17 protein-coding genes are annotated in these 23,230 nt (G+C 46.8%); 9 read left to right on the forward strand and 8 right to left on the reverse strand.

The window, feature by feature from the left end:
• Window positions 1-61 precede the first annotated feature (61 nt).
• Complete coding sequence (gene aspS, locus OO774_RS10475) at window positions 62-1,840, reverse strand: aspartate--tRNA ligase (protein ID WP_264902227.1); 1,779 nt, start codon at window positions 1,838-1,840, stop codon at window positions 62-64.
• 272 nt (window positions 1,841-2,112) lie between these two features.
• On the opposite strand from aspS, the gene OO774_RS10480 reads away from it, so the two are divergent.
• The 7 genes from OO774_RS10480 to OO774_RS10510 all read left to right on the forward strand — a co-directional run bounded on the left by OO774_RS10480 (window position 2,113) and on the right by OO774_RS10510 (window position 8,747).
• Window positions 2,113-2,979, forward strand: a complete 867-nt coding sequence (locus tag OO774_RS10480; RefSeq protein WP_264902229.1) for a DUF72 domain-containing protein — start codon at window positions 2,113-2,115, stop codon at window positions 2,977-2,979.
• 135 nt (window positions 2,980-3,114) lie between these two features.
• Window positions 3,115-3,852 carry a carboxy-S-adenosyl-L-methionine synthase CmoA gene (gene cmoA, locus OO774_RS10485; protein WP_264902231.1) on the forward strand — a complete coding sequence of 246 codons (738 nt, stop codon included), beginning with the start codon at window positions 3,115-3,117 and terminating at the stop codon, window positions 3,850-3,852.
• Window positions 3,853-3,928: 76 nt separating this feature from the next.
• The gene (gene cmoB, locus OO774_RS10490; protein WP_264902233.1) at window positions 3,929-4,900 is read left to right on the forward strand and encodes a tRNA 5-methoxyuridine(34)/uridine 5-oxyacetic acid(34) synthase CmoB; all 972 of its coding nucleotides are present in this window, start codon (window positions 3,929-3,931) and stop codon (window positions 4,898-4,900) included.
• A 219-nt stretch (window positions 4,901-5,119) separates the two neighbouring features.
• Complete coding sequence (locus OO774_RS10495; protein WP_264902235.1) at window positions 5,120-5,860, forward strand: ATP-dependent zinc protease; 741 nt, start codon at window positions 5,120-5,122, stop codon at window positions 5,858-5,860.
• Window positions 5,861-5,877: 17 nt separating this feature from the next.
• Window positions 5,878-7,383, forward strand: coding sequence for an inactive transglutaminase family protein (locus OO774_RS10500; RefSeq protein ID WP_264902237.1), 1,506 nt, complete (start codon window positions 5,878-5,880; stop codon window positions 7,381-7,383).
• Between the two features lie 3 nt (window positions 7,384-7,386).
• Window positions 7,387-8,355, forward strand: a complete 969-nt coding sequence (locus OO774_RS10505; RefSeq protein WP_264902239.1) for an alpha-L-glutamate ligase-like protein — start codon at window positions 7,387-7,389, stop codon at window positions 8,353-8,355.
• A 239-nt stretch (window positions 8,356-8,594) separates the two neighbouring features.
• Window positions 8,595-8,747 carry a hypothetical protein gene (locus OO774_RS10510; RefSeq protein ID WP_264902241.1) on the forward strand — a complete coding sequence of 51 codons (153 nt, stop codon included), beginning with the start codon at window positions 8,595-8,597 and terminating at the stop codon, window positions 8,745-8,747.
• A gap of 89 nt (window positions 8,748-8,836) precedes the next feature.
• Here the strand turns inward: OO774_RS10510 and OO774_RS10515 are convergent, their stop codons facing one another.
• Together OO774_RS10515 and OO774_RS10520 are read right to left on the reverse strand one after the other, a co-directional pair.
• On the reverse strand, window positions 8,837-10,477 hold the full coding sequence (locus tag OO774_RS10515; RefSeq protein WP_264902243.1) for a GMC family oxidoreductase N-terminal domain-containing protein: 1,641 nt from the start codon (window positions 10,475-10,477) through the stop codon (window positions 8,837-8,839).
• Window positions 10,478-10,739: 262 nt separating this feature from the next.
• Window positions 10,740-12,230 (reverse strand): coniferyl aldehyde dehydrogenase, encoded by a 1,491-nt coding sequence (locus OO774_RS10520; protein ID WP_264902245.1) that lies wholly within the window; start codon window positions 12,228-12,230, stop codon window positions 10,740-10,742.
• A gap of 165 nt (window positions 12,231-12,395) precedes the next feature.
• On the opposite strand from OO774_RS10520, the gene OO774_RS10525 reads away from it, so the two are divergent.
• The gene (locus OO774_RS10525) at window positions 12,396-13,439 is read left to right on the forward strand and encodes an AraC family transcriptional regulator (RefSeq protein ID WP_264902247.1); all 1,044 of its coding nucleotides are present in this window, start codon (window positions 12,396-12,398) and stop codon (window positions 13,437-13,439) included.
• Between the two features lie 473 nt (window positions 13,440-13,912).
• On the opposite strand, the gene mukB is transcribed toward OO774_RS10525, so the two are convergent.
• From mukB to cmoM, 4 genes are read right to left on the reverse strand one after another with little or no spacing between them, the layout of a single operon-like run.
• Window positions 13,913-18,376 (reverse strand): chromosome partition protein MukB, encoded by a 4,464-nt coding sequence (gene mukB / locus OO774_RS10530; RefSeq protein WP_264906104.1) that lies wholly within the window; start codon window positions 18,374-18,376, stop codon window positions 13,913-13,915.
• A gap of 2 nt (window positions 18,377-18,378) precedes the next feature.
• Complete coding sequence (mukE, locus tag OO774_RS10535; protein ID WP_065299393.1) at window positions 18,379-19,104, reverse strand: chromosome partition protein MukE; 726 nt, start codon at window positions 19,102-19,104, stop codon at window positions 18,379-18,381.
• Window positions 19,085-20,422, reverse strand: a complete 1,338-nt coding sequence (mukF, locus tag OO774_RS10540) for a chromosome partition protein MukF (RefSeq protein WP_264902251.1) — start codon at window positions 20,420-20,422, stop codon at window positions 19,085-19,087. Before mukF ends, mukE begins: the two co-directional genes overlap by 20 nt.
• The gene (gene cmoM, locus OO774_RS10545) at window positions 20,415-21,215 is read right to left on the reverse strand and encodes a tRNA uridine 5-oxyacetic acid(34) methyltransferase CmoM (RefSeq protein ID WP_264902253.1); all 801 of its coding nucleotides are present in this window, start codon (window positions 21,213-21,215) and stop codon (window positions 20,415-20,417) included. Before cmoM ends, mukF begins: the two co-directional genes overlap by 8 nt.
• 114 nt (window positions 21,216-21,329) lie before the next feature.
• On the opposite strand from cmoM, the gene elyC reads away from it, so the two are divergent.
• On the forward strand, window positions 21,330-22,115 hold the full coding sequence (elyC, locus tag OO774_RS10550) for an envelope biogenesis factor ElyC (RefSeq protein ID WP_264902255.1): 786 nt from the start codon (window positions 21,330-21,332) through the stop codon (window positions 22,113-22,115).
• Between the two features lie 306 nt (window positions 22,116-22,421).
• Here the strand turns inward: elyC and torR are convergent, their stop codons facing one another.
• Window positions 22,422-23,132 (reverse strand): two-component system response regulator TorR, encoded by a 711-nt coding sequence (gene torR / locus OO774_RS10555; protein WP_264902256.1) that lies wholly within the window; start codon window positions 23,130-23,132, stop codon window positions 22,422-22,424.
• Window positions 23,133-23,230: the final 98 nt, after the last annotated feature.

Genomic DNA, 23,230 nt, shown 5'->3' on the forward strand with positions numbered 1-23,230 from the left:
TATATTTCATTAAAACAAAAACTCCCGCAATTGCGGGAGTTTTTATTCAATTGTTGTGCGCTTATTCTGTGTCTTTTTCTTTTGCTACCGTTACCGCAACTGCCAGCTCTTCTAGTGCTGTTGGGTTTGCAAGGCTTGGTGCATCTGTCAGTAGACACGCTGCCGCTGTTGTTTTCGGGAACGCGATAACATCACGAATGTTCTCTGTACCACATAGCAGCATAACCAAACGGTCCAGACCGAATGCAAGACCTGCATGTGGAGGCGTACCGAACTTCAGTGCATCTAGCAGGAAGCCGAATTTTAGTCGTTGCTCATCAGCCTCAATACCTAAGATATCGAATACTGCTGCCTGCATTTCTGCGTTGTGGATACGCACAGAACCACCACCGACTTCGTAGCCGTTTAGAACCATATCGTAAGCGTTTGAGTTCGCTGCCGCTGGGTTTGCTTTTAGCTCTTCCGCTGTCACACCTAGCGGTGATGTGAATGGGTGGTGCATCGCGTGTAGATTGCCTTCGTCATCTTCTTCGAACATAGGGAAGTCAACAACCCACAGTGGCGCCCATGCAGACTCGTCGGTTAGCTCTAGGTCTTTACCTAGCTTCAGACGTAGTGCACCCATTGCTTCTGCAACGATGCCTGCTTTGTCAGCACCAAATAGGATGATATCGCCAGATTCTGCTTGAGTGCGATCTAGAATGCCGTTGATCACGTCTTCGTTTAGGAACTTAGCCACTGGAGATTGGATACCTTCCAACCCTGCAGCGCGGTCGTTAACCTTCATCCACGCCAGACCTTTCGCGCCGTAAATACCAACAAATTCACCGTAACCGTCGATTTGCTTACGAGTCAGAGACGCACCGCCTGGTACACGGATTACCGCAACGCGACCTTTCTCGTCGTTAGCCGGGCCAGAGAATACCTTGAACTCAACGTCTTTAACCAGGTCAGCAACATCTACTAGCTCTAGTGGGTTACGTAGGTCAGGTTTGTCAGAGCCGAAACGACGAATTGCTTCGGCAAACGGCATTACTGGGAACTGACCCAGGTCTACGTTTAGTAGCTCTTGCCACATATCGCGAACCATGTTTTCAGTCACTTCACGTACTTGATCAGCCGTCATGAATGACGTTTCGATATCGATCTGAGTGAATTCTGGCTGACGGTCAGCACGCAAGTCTTCGTCACGGAAACACTTAACGATTTGGTAGTAACGGTCAAAACCAGACATCATTAGCAGCTGTTTAAATAGCTGTGGAGACTGAGGAAGCGCGTAGAAGCTGCCTTTATGAACACGGCTTGGTACCAGGTAGTCACGAGCACCTTCTGGCGTCGCTTTCGTTAGTACTGGAGTTTCGATATCCAGGAAGCCGTTGTCATCTAGGAAACGACGCACAAAGCTAGATGCTTTAGCACGCAGCTTGATGCGGTCACTCATTTCAGGGCGACGTAGATCCAGGTAACGGTACTTCAGACGTTGCTCTTCAGAGTTCTTTTGGTTGAAGTCTAGAGGCAGAACGTCAGCGCGGTTGATGATTTCAAGACCTTTCGCAAGGATCTCAACTTCACCGGTTGCCATGTCTTTATTTACCTGGCTTTCTGGACGAACACGAACTTCACCCGTTAGTTTGATACAGAATTCATTACGAAGTGTGTTAGCCACTTCATACGCATCCGCCATATCTGGATCTACAACTACCTGAACGATGCCTTCACGATCTCGCATATCGATAAAAATAAGACCGCCTAAATCACGGCGACGGTTAACCCAGCCGCAAAGTTCTACAGTTTGTCCTGCAAGGGACTTGTTCAGGTGACCACAGTAATGGGTACGCATAATGAAATTCCCAATCTCTCAAAAGTTGTTGACTACGCTCTGTCGGCGTCATTGCCAAGCAGAGTAAAGATTCAGTTATACGCTGAAAGTCTATGAAAATCGACTACTCAGCGTACAATTAAGTGTGTTTTATCATTCACTGGTGCTTTTTAGTACTACAACTGTTCAAAACCGCACCAGAGAGAAAAAATAGGTGCTGATTATAACGTGAAATTACCTATTTCAGCAAAACTCTCGTAAAGTGAACACAGGATTAAATGTAAAGAAGAATAATGGATAACTTACCCCTTCGACTTGGACTAACCATGTGGTCACATAACCTGTGGCAACAAAGCTTTTATGGCAGTGGCACAAAGCCAGCAGAGCGTTTAGAGAAGTACGCACAGGTATTCCATACTGTAGAAGGCAATACCACGTTTTATGCGACACCGTCACTTAATACTGTTCAAAACTGGAAAGCGGCAACGCACGACGATTTTAAATTTACTTTCAAGCTGCCAAAAGCCATCACCCACCAGCAAATGCTGAGAGGATGCGATGAGCAGCTACGTGACTTTATGAAAGTGATGGAGCCATTGCATGAGCGAGTAGGCCAATGGACAATCCAGTTGCCAGCCGCTTTTGGACCTGAATACCTCGACCGTTTAAAAAAGTTCTGCGCCAGCTTTCCACCGAGTTTCCCTCTTGGAGTAGAAGTGCGTCATATGGCGTTTTTCGCCAAAGGTGACGAAGAGCGTGCACTCAATCAATGGCTGTTAGAAAGTGGTATTGACCGAATCATTATGGACAGTAGACCTGTGTTTGCGGCCAAACCAGACAACGAAGCGATCATCGATGCTCAGATGAAAAAACCCAAAGTCCCAGTACACGCCATTGCTACCGCTTCTCACCCTATGATCCGCTTTATTGGTCACCCGCAAGAGCAGCAAAATTACGACTTTTTCACGCCTTGGTTGAGCAAGCTGCCGCAATGGATTAACGAAGGTAAGCAGCCTTATGTGATGATTCATACCGCCGACAATATTGTCGCCCCGGAGCTGGCAGCGAATTTGTACAAAATGCTGCAAAAAAGCGTGGTATTACCTAATTTGGCGCCATTTCCTGCTAACGATGGCAACGCCCAGTTACAGATGTTCTGACTCAATCTAAAGCAATACATGACAGGGGCGCGAATTTCCCATAAAATACGCGCCTTTTTTGATGTCTGACGTTTTTTTGAAGACTAGTTTTTTTGAAGACTAATAGTCCCGTCAGCTTGTAGCAGAGATTTGGTTATGAACCCTAAGAACAATCCAGATACTATTTTTTCGGCTCCAATCGATAAAATTGGGGATTTCACCTTTGATGAACGCGTAGCGGAAGTGTTTCCAGACATGATTCAGCGTTCCGTTCCAGGGTACAGCAACATCATTTCTGCGATTGGCATGCTTGCAGAACGCTTTGTTAAGCCTCATTCAAACATTTATGACCTTGGTTGCTCTCTAGGTGCTGCGACGCTTTCTATGCGCCGTCATATCAAACAAGAAGGTTGTCAAATCATTGCCGTCGATAACTCACCAGCCATGGTAGAGCGATGTAAGTTGCATGTGAATGCTTACCGCAGCGACACGCCTGTCGATGTTGTAGAAGCCGATATTCGTAATATCGAAATTGACAACGCATCGGTTGTGGTACTGAACTTCACTCTGCAGTTTCTTTCGCCAGAAGATCGTTATACGTTGTTAGAAAAAATCTACGCGGGTCTGCGTCCAGGCGGCATCCTAATTCTGTCAGAAAAATTCGTGTTTGAAGATGAAACTTCGAACGAGCTATTGATTGACCTGCACCACGATTTTAAACGCGCAAATGGCTACAGTGAGCTAGAAATCAGTCAAAAGCGCAGTGCGATTGAAAATGTGATGCGCCCAGATTCAAAGAAGGATCACAAAGAGCGCTTCGAAAAGATTGGCTTCTCGAGCTACGACGTTTGGTTCCAGTGCTTTAACTTCGGGTCTATGTTTGCCATCAAGTAACGATTCGCACTCAAACTCACTTTACTTTTACACCATCACCTCAGCGATTAACTAACTATTCAGTGATTAACTAATTATGTTTAACTTTGCAAATTTCTATCAATTAATTGCCCAGGATACACGTCTTCAACCGTGGCTAAACGTGTTACCACAACAGCTAACGGACTGGCAAAATGCAGAGCACGGTGACTTTGGTCGCTGGTTGAAAGCACTGAACAAAATCCCAGAAGGGTCACCGAACCAAGTTGACATCAAAAACTCGGTCACCATCAGTAATGACACGCCTTTTCATGAAGGTGAACTGAAAAAGTTAGAGAACTTGCTGCGTACCTTCCACCCTTGGCGTAAAGGCCCTTACACGGTGCACGGTATTCATATCGATACCGAATGGCGCAGTGACTGGAAATGGGATCGTGTACTTCCGCATCTCTCACCATTAAAAAACCGCAGCGTGCTTGATGTCGGCTGTGGTAATGGCTATCACATGTGGCGCATGCTAGGTGAAGGCGCTCGTCTCTGTGTCGGCATTGACCCCTCTCACCTGTTCCTGATTCAGTTCGAAGCGATTCGTAAACTGATGGGCGGTGATCAACGAGCACACCTGTTGCCATTGGGTATTGAACAGCTACCAAAACTAGAAGCGTTCGACACGGTATTTAGCATGGGCGTGTTATATCACCGCCGTTCCCCGCTTGATCACCTTATTCAGCTGAAAGACCAGTTGGTTTCAGGTGGTGAGCTTCTGTTAGAAACGTTAGTGATTGAAGGCGATGAGAACGCAGTACTTGTGCCAACATCTCGCTATGCTCAGATGCGTAATGTATATTTCTTCCCATCAGCGAAAGCGCTTAAAGTTTGGTTGGAATTGGTTGGTTTTGAAGATGTTCGTATCGTCGATGAGAATGTGACGACGGTAGGTGAACAACGCACCACAGAATGGATGACTCACAACTCCCTACCAGACTACTTAGATCCAAACGATCCAAGTAAAACAGTGGAAGGCTACCCAGCGCCACGCCGTGCCGTACTTGTGGCTCGTAAACCATAATTAACTTAGATTTCTGACATTGTTCTAACTCACTGCTTCTATTAAGACATTACCCTCTCACCTTATCTTTTCAAGGGTGTAGTTCGCACCCTTGATCCAAAGCTTTTCATCACGATTCCTCACTCTATAAGAGATAGAGAAGATTCTTACTTGTGAGGGTTTGGCGATATAAGCTAAACTCTTAAAAATCAAACAACTTAATCCATCCTAAGGTCTTCAATGTTATTACGATTGACTCCGGTTGTTGCCATCGTCTTATTATCTGGATGTACACTTACCAAAGGCGAACAGTACCACCAAGAAACGTTAGCCGCTATCCAGTCCTCCGAAACAAACGTCAATAATCGTATTGCCACTCTGGAGCAGCAGCTCAGTAGCCAGTCGACTCATATCGACAACCTTGAAGGCCAGGTCGATACATTAAAAGGTGAACTCCTTACATTTCGTGACGAAGCCATGGCCGAAGTGAAAAAGCCGAAAGAACCGATCATTGTTCAGGCTCCTACACCAGTTGAACCAACGCCAACGCATAACATTATTCTCGGCTCTATTGAGAAAGTGACTATAGATTCTATCAAGCAGACTTTCGATGCACGTGTCGATACCGGTGCTGCCACTTCGTCTTTAAACGCTATCGATATTGAAGAGTTCGAGAGAAACGGAAAAAACTGGGTTCGCTTTCATCTGGCCGACAACACTAAGTCTGAAGAAGAAAAGAATATTTGGATTGAGGCTCCAGTCCTGCGCTACGTGAAGATACGTCAATCCTCAGCAGATGAGCTTGATCGCAGAGCCGTTGTCGAGCTGTGGGTCAAAGTTGGGAAAATCCATGAAAAAGCGCAATTTACGTTGGCAGATCGCTCCCACATGAACCATCCTATTTTATTAGGTAGAGAATTTATTCGTGACATCGCGTTGGTCGATGTTAGCCGCACATATATTCAAACAGAAGAAAACTAAGAATAATAAGGTAGATTATGACGTCAAAAATACCGTTTTACGTATCCGTCATTTTGTTGATGGTTGCGGGCATTGCTTTGAGTATGTTTAGACACCAAACTTACGGCGTGCCATGGACTCCGGGTGAAACACGTCAGGTATGGGATGTAGAAGCTCGTATTGAATTCAATGCCAACGGCAACGAAGTGAAAGCGTCACTTGCCGCTCCCCATACACAAAGTGGTTACACACTTATCGGCGAATCTGCCTCTTCTTCCGGTTATGGCGTCTCTTACATCAATTCAGATTCTGGCCGTCGTGCAGAATGGTCAATCCGCCAGGCCAGAGGCCCTCAGACTATTTACTACAAAGCGCAGTTTCTGGTGGATCCACAGGCTCAGGTGACCCCTCTCCCACCAGCTGATGAGATTATCCCTCCAACCCTTTCGGCACCGCAACAAGCTGCTGCAAACGCACTAATTGAACGAGCAATGAGTCGCTCTGCAGACAACGTGACATTTGCACGTGAGCTGATCAAAACGTTGAACGATCCGGACAGCCAAAACTCAGCGCTGCTGCTGAACGATTTTGACCGCACCGATGCATTGCACAAAATCCTGCTTTCTGCGGGCGTAGAAAGTAAAGTTGTGGGTGTTATTGAGTTGGAAGATGGGCGTCGACGCCAGACCATTCAACCAATGGTGCAAGTGTGGTCAGGTAAAGACTGGGTTCTGTTCTCTCCAAACTCAGTACAAAAAGCTGTGCAACCTAACCTATTGGTTTGGGATGAATCCAACGTCTCTCTGCTCGATTTAGTTGGCGGTAGTAATAGTCAAGTGCACTTCTCCATGATCAAGCAGGACATGACCCCTCAGCAGGCGACCAACAATAAAGTGGAAGCTGATGGCTTAATGAACATCTCTATCCATAGTCTGCCTCTTGAAGAGCAGGCGATGTTTAAGACCATCATGCTGATCCCAATTGGCGCACTGATCGTAGTATTCCTCCGTGTGATCATTGGTCTTAAAACCTCAGGTACCTTCATGCCTGTTTTAATTGCGGTCGCTTTCGTCCAAACCCAGTTGATTACGGGTATTGTCGGCTTCTTGCTTATTGTCGGTACTGGCCTGATTATCCGCAGCTATCTATCGCGGCTGAATTTACTTCTGGTCGCGCGAATATCCGCAGTTATCATTACGGTAATCATGATCATCTCGGTGTTTACTGTTGTTGCATTTAAAATCGGCTTGACAGAAGGCCTAACCATTACTTTCTTCCCGATGATCATCTTGTCATGGACCATCGAACGTATGTCGATTCTGTGGGAAGAAGAAGGCGCGAAAGAAGTGGCGCTGCAAGGTGGTGGCTCGCTACTAACAGCGGTACTGGTTTACCTGGCAATGACCAACTCGTACATCCAACATCTGACGTTTAACTTTATCGGCCTCCAATTGATCGTACTGGCCGGCATTCTGCTGCTTGGTACATACACAGGCTACCGTCTAACAGAGCTACGCCGTTTCAAACCATTAGCGGAGGATTAAACGATGCTTGAACGTTTTACTTCGCCATCAAAACTTCGCCATAAAGGCATTATGGGGATGAACAAGCGTAACCACAGCTATATTGGTCGCTACAATGATCGTTCCAAATACCCATTGGTGGATGACAAGCTGAAAACCAAGATCATCGCTCAGGCCGCAGGGGCGACCGTCCCTGCCCTTATCGGCGTTATTCACAACCAAGCCGAAGTCAAAACCATCCACAACATGGTGAAAGAGTGGCCTGGCTTTGTGATTAAACCTGCTCAGGGGAGTGGTGGTAAAGGTATTCTGGTTATTACCTCTCATAAAGATGGGGTATACACCAAGCCATCAGGTGCAACCATTGGTAAAGAAGAAGTCGAGCGCCATATCAGTAACGCGCTTGCCGGACTATTTTCTCTTGGTGGCAAGAACGACGTTGCCGTGGTAGAGAACCTGATTAAGTTTGACGACTGCTTCGATGGCTTCAGTTATGAAGGCGTGCCAGATGTTCGTATCATCGTGTTTAAAGGCTACCCTGTCATGGCGATGATGCGTTGCTCAACAGCCGCTTCTGATGGTAAAGCGAACCTTCACCAGGGCGCGGTAGGCGTGGGGATTGATATCGCCACGGGTAAAGCGATCAGAGCCGTGCAATTTGACCAACCTGTCACTCACCATCCTGACACGGGCAAAGACCTGTCAACGCTGGAGGTTCCACATTGGGAACGCCTGCTTGAACTGGCTTCTAGTGCTTGGGAAATGACCGGCTTGGGTTACATGGGCACAGACATGGTGTTGGACAAGGAAGAAGGTCCGATGGTTTTAGAGCTCAACGCTCGTCCAGGTTTGGCGATTCAAATCGCGAATGGTATGGGTTTGCTGCCTCGTCTGAAGCACATCGAAAGCCTTGGCACTCCGGCTGAATACCCAAAACCAAAAGAGCGCGTCGCATATGCAGCAGCGCATTTTGGTGTTAAGCCGCAGTTCTGATAATACGTTTGCTCACTGAACCTCAAACATTCGGTTCAGTGAGTGGAACTAGCATAAAACCCGCTGATTGCTAGGCTACCTTTTATTTTTGAGCGATATACCTCGTTTTCACTTTAAAGCGATAAAACGCTTGTCTCAATCAATGATCTATCTAACAAATTCAACAGAGAACGTTTTTTTTATACTCAACACTTTGAGTATGATTAGAGCTCCCCTTACTCAACTTATGAGGTTGAGACATGTTAGTAAAAGATACAAATAATAAAGAACCATCGCTTGTTGACCATGAGACGCTAGACCAGCATTTACAACGCTTGTCAGAGATCTCTATCCAGGCACTTGAAGAGCTTGCTGAAATGCTTGAAGTTAAAGCAGACGTTTCAGAAGAGTAGCATTTAACTTTCTAAAGCTAAGTGCTCAAAAAGCCGAGACTGTCGTCCTACAGCCTCGGCTTTTTTATCTGTTCGTGAGCATCTCGTCACTAACCTGCTTTGGCTGCGGCCGATTCAGACTCATGACAAACCGCATACTGTGACTTAACCTGATCGGCTATCTTCTCCGCAATCATTATCGTGGGCGCATTGGTATTCCCACCGATAAGCGTTGGCATTATCGACGCGTCAACCACTCTTAGCCCTTCTAAACCATGGACGACTAAATCCTTATCCACCACCGCCAGTGGATCATCTGATGGTCCCATTTTACAGCTGCCGACAGGATGATATTGGGTATCAGCCCGGTTGCGGATATCCTGCTCAATGGCATGGTCATCGTTTGCATCTACCAGATAAAAATTCTCGCCTCGAACGTCATCAAATGCCCGGCTTTCCAACATCTGATGTTGTTTCTTCCATGCTTTGATCATGATACCCATATCGTCAGGGTGACTAAAAAAGGCAGGATCAATCAGCGGTACGTCATAGGGATCGGCGCTTTGTAGTTTGACAGTCCCCCTACTTTTCGGCCTTAGTAACGTGACGTGCGAACTATAGCCATGGCTAATATGAACCTTGCGTGCATGGTCATCAACAACGGCAACCACAAAAACGAACTCCAGATCAGGCACATCGATAGTCTCGTCAGAGCGAAGAAATCCTATCCCCTCTGCAAAATTGCTGCTCATTTTACCACTGCGCTGATTCATCCACTGAGGTAACGCTTTACCCACTTCAGCGATCATTCTAAACGAGACGCCAAAAGACTCTTTCTTATCCAGGCATTTGTAGCTGTGCACCAGATCGATATGGTCTTGTAAGTTTTCGCCAACACCTGGTAACTCATGAACTTGCTCAATATTATGCTTGTCGAGATCGGCTTTGGCTCCGACACCAGACAAAAGCAAGATTTGTGGAGAACCAAACGCACCCGCCGATAACATCACTTCACGGTTGCATTTAATCTGGAAACGCTTTCCTTTTAGCCCGTATTCGACACCAATGGCACGTTTGCCTTCAAATAGAACCTTGTGCGTGATGGCTTTAGTCAGCACCGTCAGATTCGGTCGGCTCAAATGGGGCGTCAAATATGCTTTTGCCGCGCTGCATCGCTCACCATCACGCTGTGTAACCTGGGTGTAAGTCGCACCAAACTGCTGCTCACCATTAATATCCGCACTGCGGGGAACCCCAATGGATTCGCATGCCGATAAGTATCGCTCAACAAGCTTACTCGGCGAGCGTAAGTTCGCAACATTCAAAGGACCGCCCTGACCATGGTATTCGTTGTGGTGAACCTCGTTGTTTTCCGCTTTTATGAAATACGGCAGGCACTCGTCGTAGCTCCAACCCGTATTCCCAAGACTTGCCCACAAGTCGTAATCATATCGATGCCCTCTCGAATACATCATGGCATTGATCGAGCTAGAACCACCTAACGTTTTACCTCTTGGCTGATAGCCTCGGCGACCATTTAATCCGGGCTGGGATACTGTTTCAAAGCCCCAGTTGTATAATTTGGTCGGCATCATGGCAACCGTACCGACCGGCGTATGTATAAATGCACTATTGTCCTTACCACCAGCCTCGAGCAGACAAACCGTCACGTTCGGATCCTCAGATAAACGCGATGCTAAAACACAACCTGCCGAGCCACCGCCAACAATGATGTAATCGTAGCTTTCCATTATTGACCTCCCCAAGGCAGCAAGTTAGCCCTGATTCTCTGCCATAGGCGCAGATAAACCACGCTCCTTGAAGAAACACGCGACACGTGAATGCGTAATCCTTTCGCTGATTTCGTCATATTTCATCCTTTGAATAAACTTGGTCATTCCAAACAGATTAAGTAAGGCGCGCAATGCAGCGCCAAGCGAGTGGTCATAAGGGGAAGACATCATCCGACGTAAAGAACCTGCCTTCCCAACCACCGAAGAGGTGTTGTATCCGCTATTTTTTATTATTTAATTGCGGATCGGGTTTACCGACAAAAACACGTAGAATCAGTTTTTGTACCCAACTTCCGTACGGAGGCGAGAAAAGCTGAATGGGGAACCAGTCTCGCATTTGCAATACCGAACGTGCATGGCTTAACTCTCTGAATCCTTCTTCACCGTGATAATTCCCTATCCCTGAATTACCTACGCCACCAAACGGTACCGAGTGATTGAGAACATGCCATCCCCAATCATTCACGGTGACACCGCCACTGTGAGTGTTTGTAAGTACGGATTCGCGCTGTGTCTCATTGTTAGTAAACAGATAGCAAGCGAGAGGACGTGGCCTGTCGGTTATATATTCAATCACTTCATCAATGGAACGGTAGGTGTGAACCGGAAGCAAAGGGCCAAAGATCTCTTCCTGACAGATACGCATATCCGATGTCAGATTAGTGGCAATATAAAGCGGCGTTTTACGTCCTTCACCACAATCCAGGCATTGAAGAATCTCAGCGCCCTTTTCTTTTGCATCATTCAGCAAATCATGGAATCGCTTATGCTGGGCGTCATTCACGAGCGCGGTATAGTCCTGATTCGCTTTAATCTCGCCATACATGGCTTGATGAGCAACTTTTAGTGCTTCGACAAACTCTTGCTGTTTGCCTTCCGGTACAAAAGCGTAATCCGGGGCGATGCAAATTTGCCCCGAGTTCATTCCCTTACCGTGCGCAAGGCGTACTGCCGCTTTTTTAACATCGTAGTCTTCAAATACTATCGCAGGCGATTTACCACCTAGTTCAAGCGTTACGGGCGTTAAATTGGCAGCAGCGTTTGCCATGATAGTTTTGCCACTCGCGGGCGAGCCAGTAAAAATCAGATGATCAAATGGCAAGTGAGAGATTTCCATCGCTTCAGGGTGATCACCATCAACTACACGGACCAAATCCTCCGGATAAATCTCGGCTAACATGCGGCGCAACTGTTTTGTTGTCTCTGGGCAATTAGGCGGCATCTTGATCATGCAGCGATTGCCCGCTGCTAAAGAGGTGATCATTGGCCCAATAGACAGGTAGATAGGGAAGTTCCAGGGACAGATAATGCCCACCACACCTTTTGGCTGGTATCTGACTTCCAGCTTGTTACCTTTAAACAACCATTCTGTTGGCCGTCTGCTGGGCTTCATCCAGCTTTTCAGATGTCGAACAACATGGTTAATATCCAAAATCGGAGCAAGTACATCGGCCATTAGCGACTCCGTGTGGCTACGGCCGCCGAAGTCCTCATTCATCGCTTCTGCCAAAATATTCTGATAGCGAGAAAGTTGCTTTTTCAACGCCAGTAACCTCTGCTTTCTGACGTCTAACGATGCTAATGGCTCTGCTTGATAGGCCAACTTCAATTCAGCAAACCAAGTGGCCAGTTCACTAGAGTTCAATGCATCACCCGTTGCCATATTTTGGCTGAGGTCAATCGCCTCACCTTGTTTAGCCAACACATTCATATTTCTCTCCCATCCTACAATTTATTGCATTACAACATTTTGATAACATTAATCACAGGTTACAAAATGACAAAAACCGGTGATATTCGGACAGCTTTGAGAACAACATGACAGAATATCACTCAGATAAGCGCTAGGATGATCAACTTCGGTAGAGGGAAAACAATGGAATACACCGCAGTTTATGAGCCAGATACACAAGCTTTCGGCATTTTAGATTTACAACTGCTCAAGCGCTATTTAGATCCTGGAGTCAGCGTCGAAACCTTACTTGATGGCAGTGGCATCAATGCTTCTCAGCTTTACGCGCCAGATACGCATATCACTCTGGCTCAAAAGCTGGTGATTTTTAGTAACGCCCTTAGCCACTCAGAAGAACCAAGTTTAGGGCTCAAAATAGGTCAACAGGCCAAGTTCAGTGATTTCGGTGTGCTCGGTTATGCGGTCTTAAGCAGTAACACACTATTTGATGCGTTGGTGATGGGGTTTAAGTATCTGCGTCTCGCAGGGCCAGTTCTTAAAAAGAAAATGTGGGTAGAAGACAACTTAGGTTACTTCCGCGCCGAGCAATTAATCGACCTTCAATCCATATTGCCATTTTGCTGCGAATACTGGTTTTCAACCATCCAGAACTTATGTGAAGAAGTGATGCAGCACCCCTTTCCTTCGACGGTCATTCGCTTTCCTTATCCTGAGCCAGAGTACAGTGAGCTGTATAAGCAAGTGTTTCACTGTGACATCGAGTTCAATAGCGACCGATTGGAATGGCAATTTGATGCGCAAAGCATTTACGAACCACTGCCTGCAGCGAACCCTATCACATTACAAATGTGTCTGAAGTCTTGTGATGAAATGCTGGCTAAAGTCAGTGGTAACGCTTGCTTAAAAGATAGGATAACCCAGATATTTATTGAGCGGCCGGGCAACTACCCTTCTGTGGAAACGCTCTCATCCGAGTTGGGAATGTCGTCGAGAACATTAAGCCGTCATCTCAAACAAGAAAATACCAGCTATCAGCAAATTCTCGATCAAGTGCGTTTTCGTTTAGCTCGTCACTATCTGGCTTCAACACAAATCAGTATCGAAGATATCTCCGAACGAATTGGTTTTTCTGACAGCGCGAACTTCCGTCATGCCTTTCGTAAATGGAGTGGCTGTTCGCCAAGGCAATACCGGCAAACAAAATCGACAGAAAGTGCGACGAGCTAAACTCAATATAAATCCAACACTAGAAAACGCCCGCACATCATTAGTGAGGAGTGATACCAACCTAAGTAAGAAAGTGGTCATACTTAATTTTAGAGAACTAGAAAACAGACATCGAACACAAACACGCATGAACCCATCCATGGGGCTTCGATTTGCCATCCATGGCAAATAGAGTTTGTTTATCGAACCCTGTTCTCTGAGCAGTTAATTTTCCAGATTAGTATGAGTTGGCTAGTTTAAATATGAGCCACTTTTCAGTTACTTCAGTCATTCCAGCGAGCCTTGGCGAGACTAGGAATCTAATATCAGCGTGCTGAGAATTTGTAGAAATTATACTAACAACAAAGCACTCGAAGAGTAGATTCTGAATCACGCTCCTTCGTCGCTGTCCAGAATGACGGGGAATTAAAAATGCCACTCGCGGTTAAGCGAGTGGCATATCATTAGCAGGTAATTAACTTCAAAGCGAAAGGTTAAGACTCAAACTCTTCTGCCATTTCCTGAGCTTCGCTCTTCGGCTTATCTGTCTGACCAAAGCCACGCAGACCCACAACGTGTACATGCTCGTGATCTTTAAACACCTTACGCACCAGTTTGTAGGTTGTGCCTTTCTCTGGGCTGATGTTCTCTGGGGCTGCAATCAGAAGCTGCATATCCAGACGGTCACACAGTTCAAATAGTGTCGAGATAGATCTCGCATCCAGACGCGCTGCCTCATCAAGGAACAACAGACGACAAGGAATGATGTCTTTACTGCGCAGACGACGGGATTCTTCTTCCCAGCTTTGTACCACCATCAGCAGGATCGACTGACCGGTACCGATCGCCTCACCAGTAGATAGCGCACCAGATTCCGCCTGTAGCCAACCCTCTGAACCACGGTTCACTTCCACACTTAGCTCCAGGTAGTTACGGTAATCGAGTAACTCTTCACCAAGAACCTGTGGAGAACGTTGCCCCATGTCGATATGTGGGTTTACACGCTGGAACAGCTTCGCCATCGCTTCTGAGAAAGTGAAGCGTGAAGACTCAAACAAGTCTTTGTGTTGTTCCTGCTGAGCAGACAGACCGTGCAATAGCACCTCGTGGCTTTCGCGAATCTTCACATTCAGACGCACACCTTTCACCTGACCAAACGAGATGTTCGATAAGCCCTGGTTGAGCATACGAATACGGTTTTGCTCACGCTGAATCGTCTTCTTGATGATGCTCGCTGCCGACTCAGAACTGATTGCCAAACGGTTTTCACGCTGGGTTAACTCTTCTGTCAGACGCGCCAGTTCCACTTCCATCTCTTCAATCGCTTCTACCGGATCATCGGTACGAATAATGTCCTGACGGATTCGCTCACGCAGATGCTGGTAAACGGCAATGTAGAACAGAACCTTGCGTTCAGGACGTGCGTTGTCTTCCGACAGACGCAGAGAATCACGCAGGTCATCATTGTTCGCAACCGCGAGACGAAGAGCACCCAACGACTTATCTGACATCGAACGGAGTTCGTCCGCAGACATGTACGCCAGTTCACGTTTATGCAGGCGACGTTCAACATCGTTTTCACGCGCAAGACGAAGTACCGAACACCAGCCAGCTTTCGCAGCTACCACAAAGGTACGAAGCTCCGCATATTCTTTCTGCACTTTCTTCAGACGCTTAGCCAGACCTTTCATCTCTAGCTCAGTTGAAGTGATAGTGCGCTCATACTCGCTCTTACGGCTGCGAGACGTGTGCAGACGCTCTTGCAACTCGTCACGACGACGCATTGCGCGCTCTTCTGCACCTTCATCCGCGTTAACACCGAACTCTTGCAGCTCCTGTTTAAACTCCTGAACCGTTTCCAGTTTCGCTTGGTGTGAACTCTTCAGCGATGCCAATACCTGGTTGTACTGGTTCATCTGACCTTGCGCTTGTTTCAACTCTTCACGAGAGCGAGAACGCATTTGCTCGGCCTGGACCAACTTGCCTTTGAGCTGCTCGCTCAGTTCACTACTCTTATTGAGCAGATCAACCGAATCTGAGTAGGCAAAGTAATGACGACGTTCTACCAAATCGGACAGAGCAAAGATTTGCTTTTTAAGATCTTGCAGTTGCTCGTCGGCTGCCTTGTATTCTGCTTCTAGCGCATCAAACTGTTCAGGGTCCGCATCCAATGCTGAGACAATCTTCTCAAGCTCAGCAACGGCTTTCGCATGGTTGTTCAGGAATGCTTTCGCCTCTGACAATTGCGCGATTTTCTCTTCCAGTTCATCAAAACGCGCTTGAAGGGTGTCGTCTTCAATCAGTGCCATGTTCGGTGCTAGTTTGTCGAGTGAAGACAGCGCTTGCTTGCTGGTTTGCAGTTGTGAACGTTGTTGTTGTTCTTTTGCTTCTAAATCAGCCAGTACACGTGCGATTTGGTTACGCTTTTCACGTACATTTGCCAATGCTTGTTCTGGATCAGCTTCAAACGCCACATGAATGTGGTGAGCAACAAACTGGTTGAACGCTTGATACAAACGCTGCATCTTCTGTGAGTCGAATGCTGCTTTGGCGTGCTTCTCAACCACTTCTTCTCGTTCGTTACGCAGTAGCTCTAAACGTTGCTCGCGTGCCGCACGGCCAAACAGTGGGATTTCCGGGAAGCGTGAGTAACGCATTTGACGATCGTTCATACGAACGCATACTGCGCCTTCCAGTTCTTCCGCATCGAATGAGCTATCATCAAAGGCATCAATGTCACCTTCGATGATGTACAAATCTTCAGGACAGTCGTCCAGCTCAACCAGTTTCTCTTCGATGCCTGACAAATCAGAAACTACGATCGCATGACGAGCCGGGCCGTACATCGCACTGAAGTATGGCGCATCATCGATGGTAATATCATCGTAGATTTCAGATAGCAATACGCCGCCCAGCGTATCTGCAAGGCCTTTCAGGCGCGGGTCATTTGAACCACCTGGTGAGGCTAAACGTTCGATCTCGCTTTCCAGCTGAGTACGACGTTCTGCCAGTTTGTCTTTTGCCAGAGACTGCTGTTTCTCTTGCTCAAGCACCACCTGCATATGGCTCATTACCGCATGGCGATCTTCTAACTCTGCACCACTTTGTTCACGCAGTTTTTCCAGCGCATCATTGGCTGCAATCCAGGCTGGGGCAATCGCTTCCAGCTTGTTGATTTCCGCCGTTGCATCTTGCTCTAAACGACGCTGTTCGCTGCGCTGTTCACGCACCTCTTCTTGCGTCATTTCCAGAGAGTCAATCTGCATCGCGTGACGTTCACGTTCCTGTTCGAAAGTGATTTCGTCCGTTAGCTCAACATGGAACCGCTTTTGGTATTCCGTTACCAGTTCGCTCGCCTGACGCTGTTGGTTCAGACTACGCTCAAGGTCGCGATGTTGTGCACGCCACTGTTGTTCGTTCTGAGCGATTTGCTGAGATTCGCGCGCTTTGGTAATCGCAATTTTTGCCTGTTCAGCGGCGTCTTTACGCTCCACCTGACCAGCAATGCTTTGAACCAGTTTCAACGCCGTTTCAAACTGTTCCGCCGCAGCCGATGACATATCCAGCTTGTGCTTCACCGACAGTAGCTCGTTGGTACTGTCCGTTTGTTTATTTTTCAGATCGGCAACCAAGGCTTGCGCGGATTCAGCCGTTAGGCTGTCATCACCAAGAAGCTGCTTCGCTTTATCAAGTGCCTGAACCGCTTGTTGGTATTGAAGGGCACGCGTTTGCTGCACATCTAGTGCCTGCTGGTAATCCGCAAGCTGCGTCTTAAGGCTATCCACTTCTTCTTCAGAAACGGTCGCTTGCTCTTCAGCGTTCATTACACGCTCTTGCGCTTCTTCAACGACCATCATCTGTTCTTCAAGACGCTCGCTCAGCTCTTCAAGATCTTCCTGATAACGTACGATCTTCTCTTGCTGACGCAGTGCATTTTGCACCAGTTGCAAGTGATCCGACGCAGCTTGGTAGTCCTGCTCTAGCGCCGACTCTGAGTCAACCAGCAGCTCAAGCTGCTCTTGCACTCGGTTAAGCAGGTTGTTTTGCTCAATCAAGGTCTCGCGAGAACCAAAAAGCTCAGAACGTAAAGACAGGGTCTGCTCAAGTTTTTTGCGACGCTCGTTAGCATGGCGCATGTAGTCAGCGGCCACATAGTTGGTGGACTCTGTGATCAAATGTTTGAACAAGTCACGGTCAGCCTGCGTGGTTTTAATCGCTTCCAGTGTCATGCGGTTTTCACGCAGAGCAGATTCCATATCCTGGAAGGCTTTCTTCACGCCACCGTTTTGTGGCAGAAGGTAGTCACGCAGAGAACGAGTGATCGCACTGGAGATACCACCGTAAAGTGATGCTTCAATCAGACGATAGAACTTAGAACGGTCGCCTGAATTACGCAGTTTCTTCGGAATGACACCGAACTCAAACATTTGCGCATGGTAATCGACGATAGATGAGAAGGCTTTAAATTGAACGCCTTCAAACTCTGAGATGACGTCTTTAACTTCGTTAATCTGACGCACGCGAGCTTGAGTCGCCGATACGCTCTCAACAAGAACATCGGTCGGTTTTACATGGCTAGGAAGGCCTTGGATAACAAACGGCTTGATGTCTACTTTCTTATCACGGCCCGCGACTTGCTGCAGTTTTACCGCAAAAAGCAGACGTTGGTTACGTGAGTTAACCACATCCAGCGCCGCATAACATGCGCCTGGTTGCAGCTTACCGTACAAACCTTTATCGCGAGACGATTGGCTACTGCCCGCCTCTGTCGTATTGCGGAAATGAAGTAATGTTTGGTCTGGAATTAAAGCGGTAATAAATGCCGCCATTGTGGTTGATTTACCAGCACCGTTACCACCAGAAAGCGTCGTAACCAAACCATCGATATCAAACGTACGGGCAAAGAAACCGTTCCAGTTGACCATGGTCAGCGATTGATATTTACCACGTTCAATCATGCTCATGCTTCACCCTCTTCTGTCATTTCTTCTTGGGCTTGTTCTTCTTGATCTTCTTCAGACAACAGACTGCCTTGGCTTGGTTCTTTGGTATGAACCACGGCTTCACCGTCACGGATCAGACGTAATTGAGCTTCACGCATATCATCACCGACACGCACATCCGCACCAAATCGGAATACCGCTTCACTGATACTGAATTTACCGGTTTCGCCGATATTGATGATCATGCCAAGGCGGCGCAGACGGCGCAGCGAAGTACGTACTTTTTCAAACAGCTTCTCTTTATCCAGGTCTGAGCCAGTGGCGCGGTTGGTCACCAGCTTCATCAACTTATTTTCATCCGCTAGTGCCAGCATCTCGTCGTAAAGTTCCTGATTGGTAAAGATGCCTTCATGAGCCAGACGTTCTGGGCTCAGGTAAAGAAAACACAATACCTTACCCACCAGCATATCCAGCTCAGATAGGACACTGCGGCCAATTAGAGAGGTAGAACGTGGACGAAGATAGAAGAAACCTTCTGGCGCTTTCACCAGCTCAGTGTTGTAGCGCTGATAGAAAGAAGACAACTCAAGTTCAAAATCCGACAACAATGCGTGGTTGTCTAAATCTTCGCTTGAGATATGACGCCCTGCTCGTAGCATGCTGTCTAATGCTGGGAACAGAGGGTTAGAAATTGCTTTTGCCAGTTTATCTGACATGTATTCATTAGTATCGGTCGATGACATTCGCTTGTACCTTTGCCCCAAATTCGTTGATTGATTTCCAGTCTGGTTGAATGGCTTGATAATCCGATTCTGAATAGCCCAGACGAACGGCCTGATCAACAATAATTCGAGCTAAATCAAAGTGATGAGTAAATGGATGTTGTGCAAGGTAATCTCGTAGTACCACGCTCAAATCGATTGGTGTGCCCTGCTCTTTATGAGCTTTTAGCATCTCACCAATACGCTCTGACAACTCATCATTGACTTGTTGAAATTCTTCGTATTCCACTTCCATCGGAACTTGGCCTGTTACCTCGTCATCACGCAGTACCAAAGCTTCGTCACGAAGGTCGGATAATCGCTCAGCATCTGCATAAGTCAGATACCAAGGCATATCAAAGTAATCTTTAATCGATTGACGCAATCGAGAACTGAACGCACGGTTCTTATCCATATCGATGGCGGTACGGATAAATTTATGTACATGTCGGTCGTAGCCAATCCAGAGATCGATCGCTTGCTGTCCCCAACTGGTGATTCGGTCCAGCTTCATTTGCAGACCAAACAGGGCTTCTTCAATAAACTCAAGCTCAGGATCGCCATAGACAAGCTCCTGAATATCGAGTATTTGAGTTTGCAGCTCATCACTGGCTGCCTGCAAGGTATCTTGAAGTTCACGCAGTGTGCTGGATGTTTCAGACAATAACGCTTCACAGTTATTAATCGCTTCACGCCAGTCTTTATTCAGCAGGTCAGCAATCTGCTGTTTCACAGATTGTTGCTGCTCGTCCATAACACGCTGGTTAAGATCGATTTGATCGAAGATCTCGCCTACGGAATATTTAAGTACTCCATACACGTTTTTCTTCCAGTGACCCGGTGTGCCACCTTTTTGGGCTGCTTCAATTGCTTTCGCCATTTCATCCGCAACCATAGACAGCTGAATAGAAAGGCGCAGTTTTGAGAACTCACGATGACGCACGTAGTAATCAGTAATGCCTATCGCCAGTGGCGACAAGCGGTAGATACTCGCCCCATCTGTCACTTCACTGACAAAACGGCTGATAAGGCGCTGCTTAACCATCTCGTTGATGGCATTGTTTGCCCTGAAAGCAGAGGCCTCCCCCGTTTCATCAAATAATCGAGTGACGATAGCGAACGCATCGTGCAGTTCACCTTCACCCAATTCATCGTCAAACCTTTCATTACTTAGTACTGCGATGGCAATTAAAAATGCCAAGCGCTCTGTGGTCAGGTTCAACGAGAAATCTTGCTGCTTAACCCAGCCAACCAATTCATCAATAGGTTGTTCTGCAGCATCGAGAGTCATCTCACTCATTGTTATTCCTGTTTTCTTTCTTTTTGGCCCACACGTGAATGTAGCGACCTAATGAGAGGTATGGCTCTTGTCGACAAAGTTGTTTTTCTAGCGCCAACACATCTTCAAACTCGTAATCACCCATGTATTGCATATTTCCTATGTAATCACTGAATGAGCGAATACCAGATTTACCACAAATACTGAACCCCGAGTCTTCTATCCATTGGTAGACTTCTTCTGGTTTCAAGCCTTTTTGCGGCTGTAGTTTAAATCTTTTCCGGTGAGGCATACCGTCCAAAATATGAGGAATGTTGCCACAAACCACGTTTTTGTAGACTAAACCATGGTGGTTATAGAACATCACCGATGCAATGCCTCCCGGTTTCACTTGCTCCAATACCGTTTCGAGAGCGGTTTTAGGATCGACCAACCACTCCATCACCGCATGAAACATGGCAAGATCCACCTGGCTTTCCATGTGCTCGCCAATGGACTGGACAGGTGAATGAATCAGGCGATACTGCTCAAGCAAACCGTTATTTTCAATATCCTGTTTGGCTAGTTGCAGCATTTCCGAAGATAGATCACATAACGCGACACGATGTCCGAGCTTAGCAAGCTTTTGAGACATTTGTGCTAAACCACCACCCGCATCCAAAACTTCTAGGGGTTGCTGGTCTGCCTCTAATTCACTTAGAATCTGTAGAAAATCTTCCCACACAATGATTTGGCGGATCTCCCCTTTATCGGAGCCGTAAATATTTTTTGCAAATTTGTGGGCGATATCGTCGAAATTGCGGTCTTCTGTCACTTCTGCTGAGTTATCATAACGGATTGTGTCGCTATTCTGGCACAAGGAAAGCAGGAATAAAGAGGAATACCCTCATTTTTATTTTCAATTGATGTTTTTTCGGACTATTTATGTATGTTTGAGCTGAAAAAAGTAGTGTCAGCTTTGCTCATGCCCTTACCAGCATTGCTGCTGATAGGATTATTGGGCCTGGCTCTCATTAGTTTTACCACTAAGCGTAAAACCGGCTGCTTCGTTGTTTTATTCTCTTTTGTCGGCATTTTCCTTGTTGCCTTCCAGCCTGTTTCAACCAAGCTTCTTATGCCACTGGAACGTGAACACAAAGCGTTTCTACCCGTTTCTGGAACCATCGATTACGTGATGGTGCTAGGCAATGGTCACGTTATCGATGACGAAATTCCACCCACTTCTCAGTTAAGTCGTGCCGCGCTAATGCGTTTAACAGAAGGCATTCGTATTTTGCGCATGTATCCTGGCGCTAAATTGATTCTTTCCGGCTATGACGGCGGATCTGAAATCAGCCATGCGCGTATGATGGCAAACGTCGCTCTGGCGCTAGGTGTGGCGAAATCCGATATTATTTTATTGGAAGATGCAAAAGATACTTGGGAAGAAGCACGTCAGGCTGCGGCGTTCGTCCAGCAAAAGGAAATTGTTTTAGTTACCTCGGCCAGCCACATGAGCCGAGCTCTGTATGAATTTAATGCAGCAGGGATTAAACCCCTCCCAGCACCGACAAACTTCTTGGCCATCGAAGAAGTCAATCAAGCTTGGGATAAATACTCACCGAAAGCGCGTTACTTGGAGCAAACCGAACTGTTTTGGCATGAATATCTTGGCAGTATCTGGCAACGCTTGCGTGATATGGTAGGACAAACGCCGATGGTAGAACCTCAATAGCTCATGCGTCGAGTGCTTTACGTAAGGTAACTTTGAGAAACAAAAAAGGAGAGCAACGGCTAAATGCCGTTCGTTTAGTAGCTAACGGCATGTTTAAGTCTCCAGTCATCCTGAACAACGACGAAGGAGTGTGATTCAGGATCTAATTTCCGCGCACTTTATAGCCGAAATTATTTCATTAACAGCTCAGCGCGCTGCGATTAGATTCCTAGTCTCGCTTGAGCTCGCTGGAATGACACAGATAAAATCGTTACGCGATTGGCTTTAAGCTAGCGCTCTCCTTTTGTTGAGCTTGTTTTTTGGGTATTAATCCCCGGCAAACATGTAGCCTTCGCCATGAACCGTGACAAAAATTTGTGGGTTCTTGGGATCAAACTCCATCTTGGCACGCATACGCCTAATTAATACATCTATGGTACGGTCATTGGGCGCATCCACACGATGACTGATCATATTCAAAATACGCTCACGACTCAGCACTTGATTCGGATAAGACGACAACGCCACCAAAAGCTCGTATTCGGCTTTGGTTAGTTTTACTGGCTCACCATTGCGGCTCAACGCTCGACGTTGAATATCAAACGTCCACTCGCCAAAACGAACAATATGTTGCTCGTTGGTTTCGTTTGTCTTGCTTGTCCCATTGCGTGCGGTCGAAATACGCCACAGCAAGTTTTTAACGCGAACTAATAACTCACGAAGTTCAAAAGGCTTGGTGACGTAATCGTCAGCCCCCATTTCCAGGCCAACAATTTTGTCGATGCTATCCGTGCGTCCTGTAACTAATATGATACCAATATCCGATTGGCTGCGTAATTCGCGCGTAAGCATCAGGCCGTCTTCACCCGGCAAATTAATATCCAGCATGATAAGATCAACATCGCCAGCTTGCAGTACCTCACGCATTTGCGTGCCACTCTCTGCTTCACTGACTATATAACCTTCATTTTGAAAATAACCCGCTAGCTTACTACGCGTTACAACATCATCTTCTACGACTAATACGTGATAGCTCATTTACACCACTTTCTGTCATTGATCATTCGAGATGTATTCTATTCATAACTATTAACATTTCTAGTCATAGGCGGACTAAAAAGCAAGATTTAGTGATT

The sequence above is a fragment of the Vibrio sp. STUT-A11 genome (assembly GCF_026000435.1).
Lineage (GTDB): Bacteria > Pseudomonadota > Gammaproteobacteria > Enterobacterales > Vibrionaceae > Vibrio.

Coding starts and splice junctions, on each gene's coding strand:
- aspS (WP_264902227.1), bottom strand. CDS start 1,840: ATGCGTACCCATTACTGTGGTCACCTGAACAAGTCCCTTGCAGGACAA.
- OO774_RS10480 (WP_264902229.1), top strand. CDS start 2,113: ATGGATAACTTACCCCTTCGACTTGGACTAACCATGTGGTCACATAAC.
- cmoA (WP_264902231.1), top strand. CDS start 3,115: ATGAACCCTAAGAACAATCCAGATACTATTTTTTCGGCTCCAATCGAT.
- cmoB (WP_264902233.1), top strand. CDS start 3,929: ATGTTTAACTTTGCAAATTTCTATCAATTAATTGCCCAGGATACACGT.
- OO774_RS10495 (WP_264902235.1), top strand. CDS start 5,120: ATGTTATTACGATTGACTCCGGTTGTTGCCATCGTCTTATTATCTGGA.
- OO774_RS10500 (WP_264902237.1), top strand. CDS start 5,878: ATGACGTCAAAAATACCGTTTTACGTATCCGTCATTTTGTTGATGGTT.
- OO774_RS10505 (WP_264902239.1), top strand. CDS start 7,387: ATGCTTGAACGTTTTACTTCGCCATCAAAACTTCGCCATAAAGGCATT.
- OO774_RS10510 (WP_264902241.1), top strand. CDS start 8,595: ATGTTAGTAAAAGATACAAATAATAAAGAACCATCGCTTGTTGACCAT.
- OO774_RS10515 (WP_264902243.1), bottom strand. CDS start 10,477: ATGGAAAGCTACGATTACATCATTGTTGGCGGTGGCTCGGCAGGTTGT.
- OO774_RS10520 (WP_264902245.1), bottom strand. CDS start 12,230: ATGAATGTGTTGGCTAAACAAGGTGAGGCGATTGACCTCAGCCAAAAT.
- OO774_RS10525 (WP_264902247.1), top strand. CDS start 12,396: ATGGAATACACCGCAGTTTATGAGCCAGATACACAAGCTTTCGGCATT.
- mukB (WP_264906104.1), bottom strand. CDS start 18,376: ATGATTGAACGTGGTAAATATCAATCGCTGACCATGGTCAACTGGAAC.
- mukE (WP_065299393.1), bottom strand. CDS start 19,104: ATGTCATCGACCGATACTAATGAATACATGTCAGATAAACTGGCAAAA.
- mukF (WP_264902251.1), bottom strand. CDS start 20,422: ATGAGTGAGATGACTCTCGATGCTGCAGAACAACCTATTGATGAATTG.
- elyC (WP_264902255.1), top strand. CDS start 21,330: ATGTTTGAGCTGAAAAAAGTAGTGTCAGCTTTGCTCATGCCCTTACCA.
- torR (WP_264902256.1), bottom strand. CDS start 23,132: ATGAGCTATCACGTATTAGTCGTAGAAGATGATGTTGTAACGCGTAGT.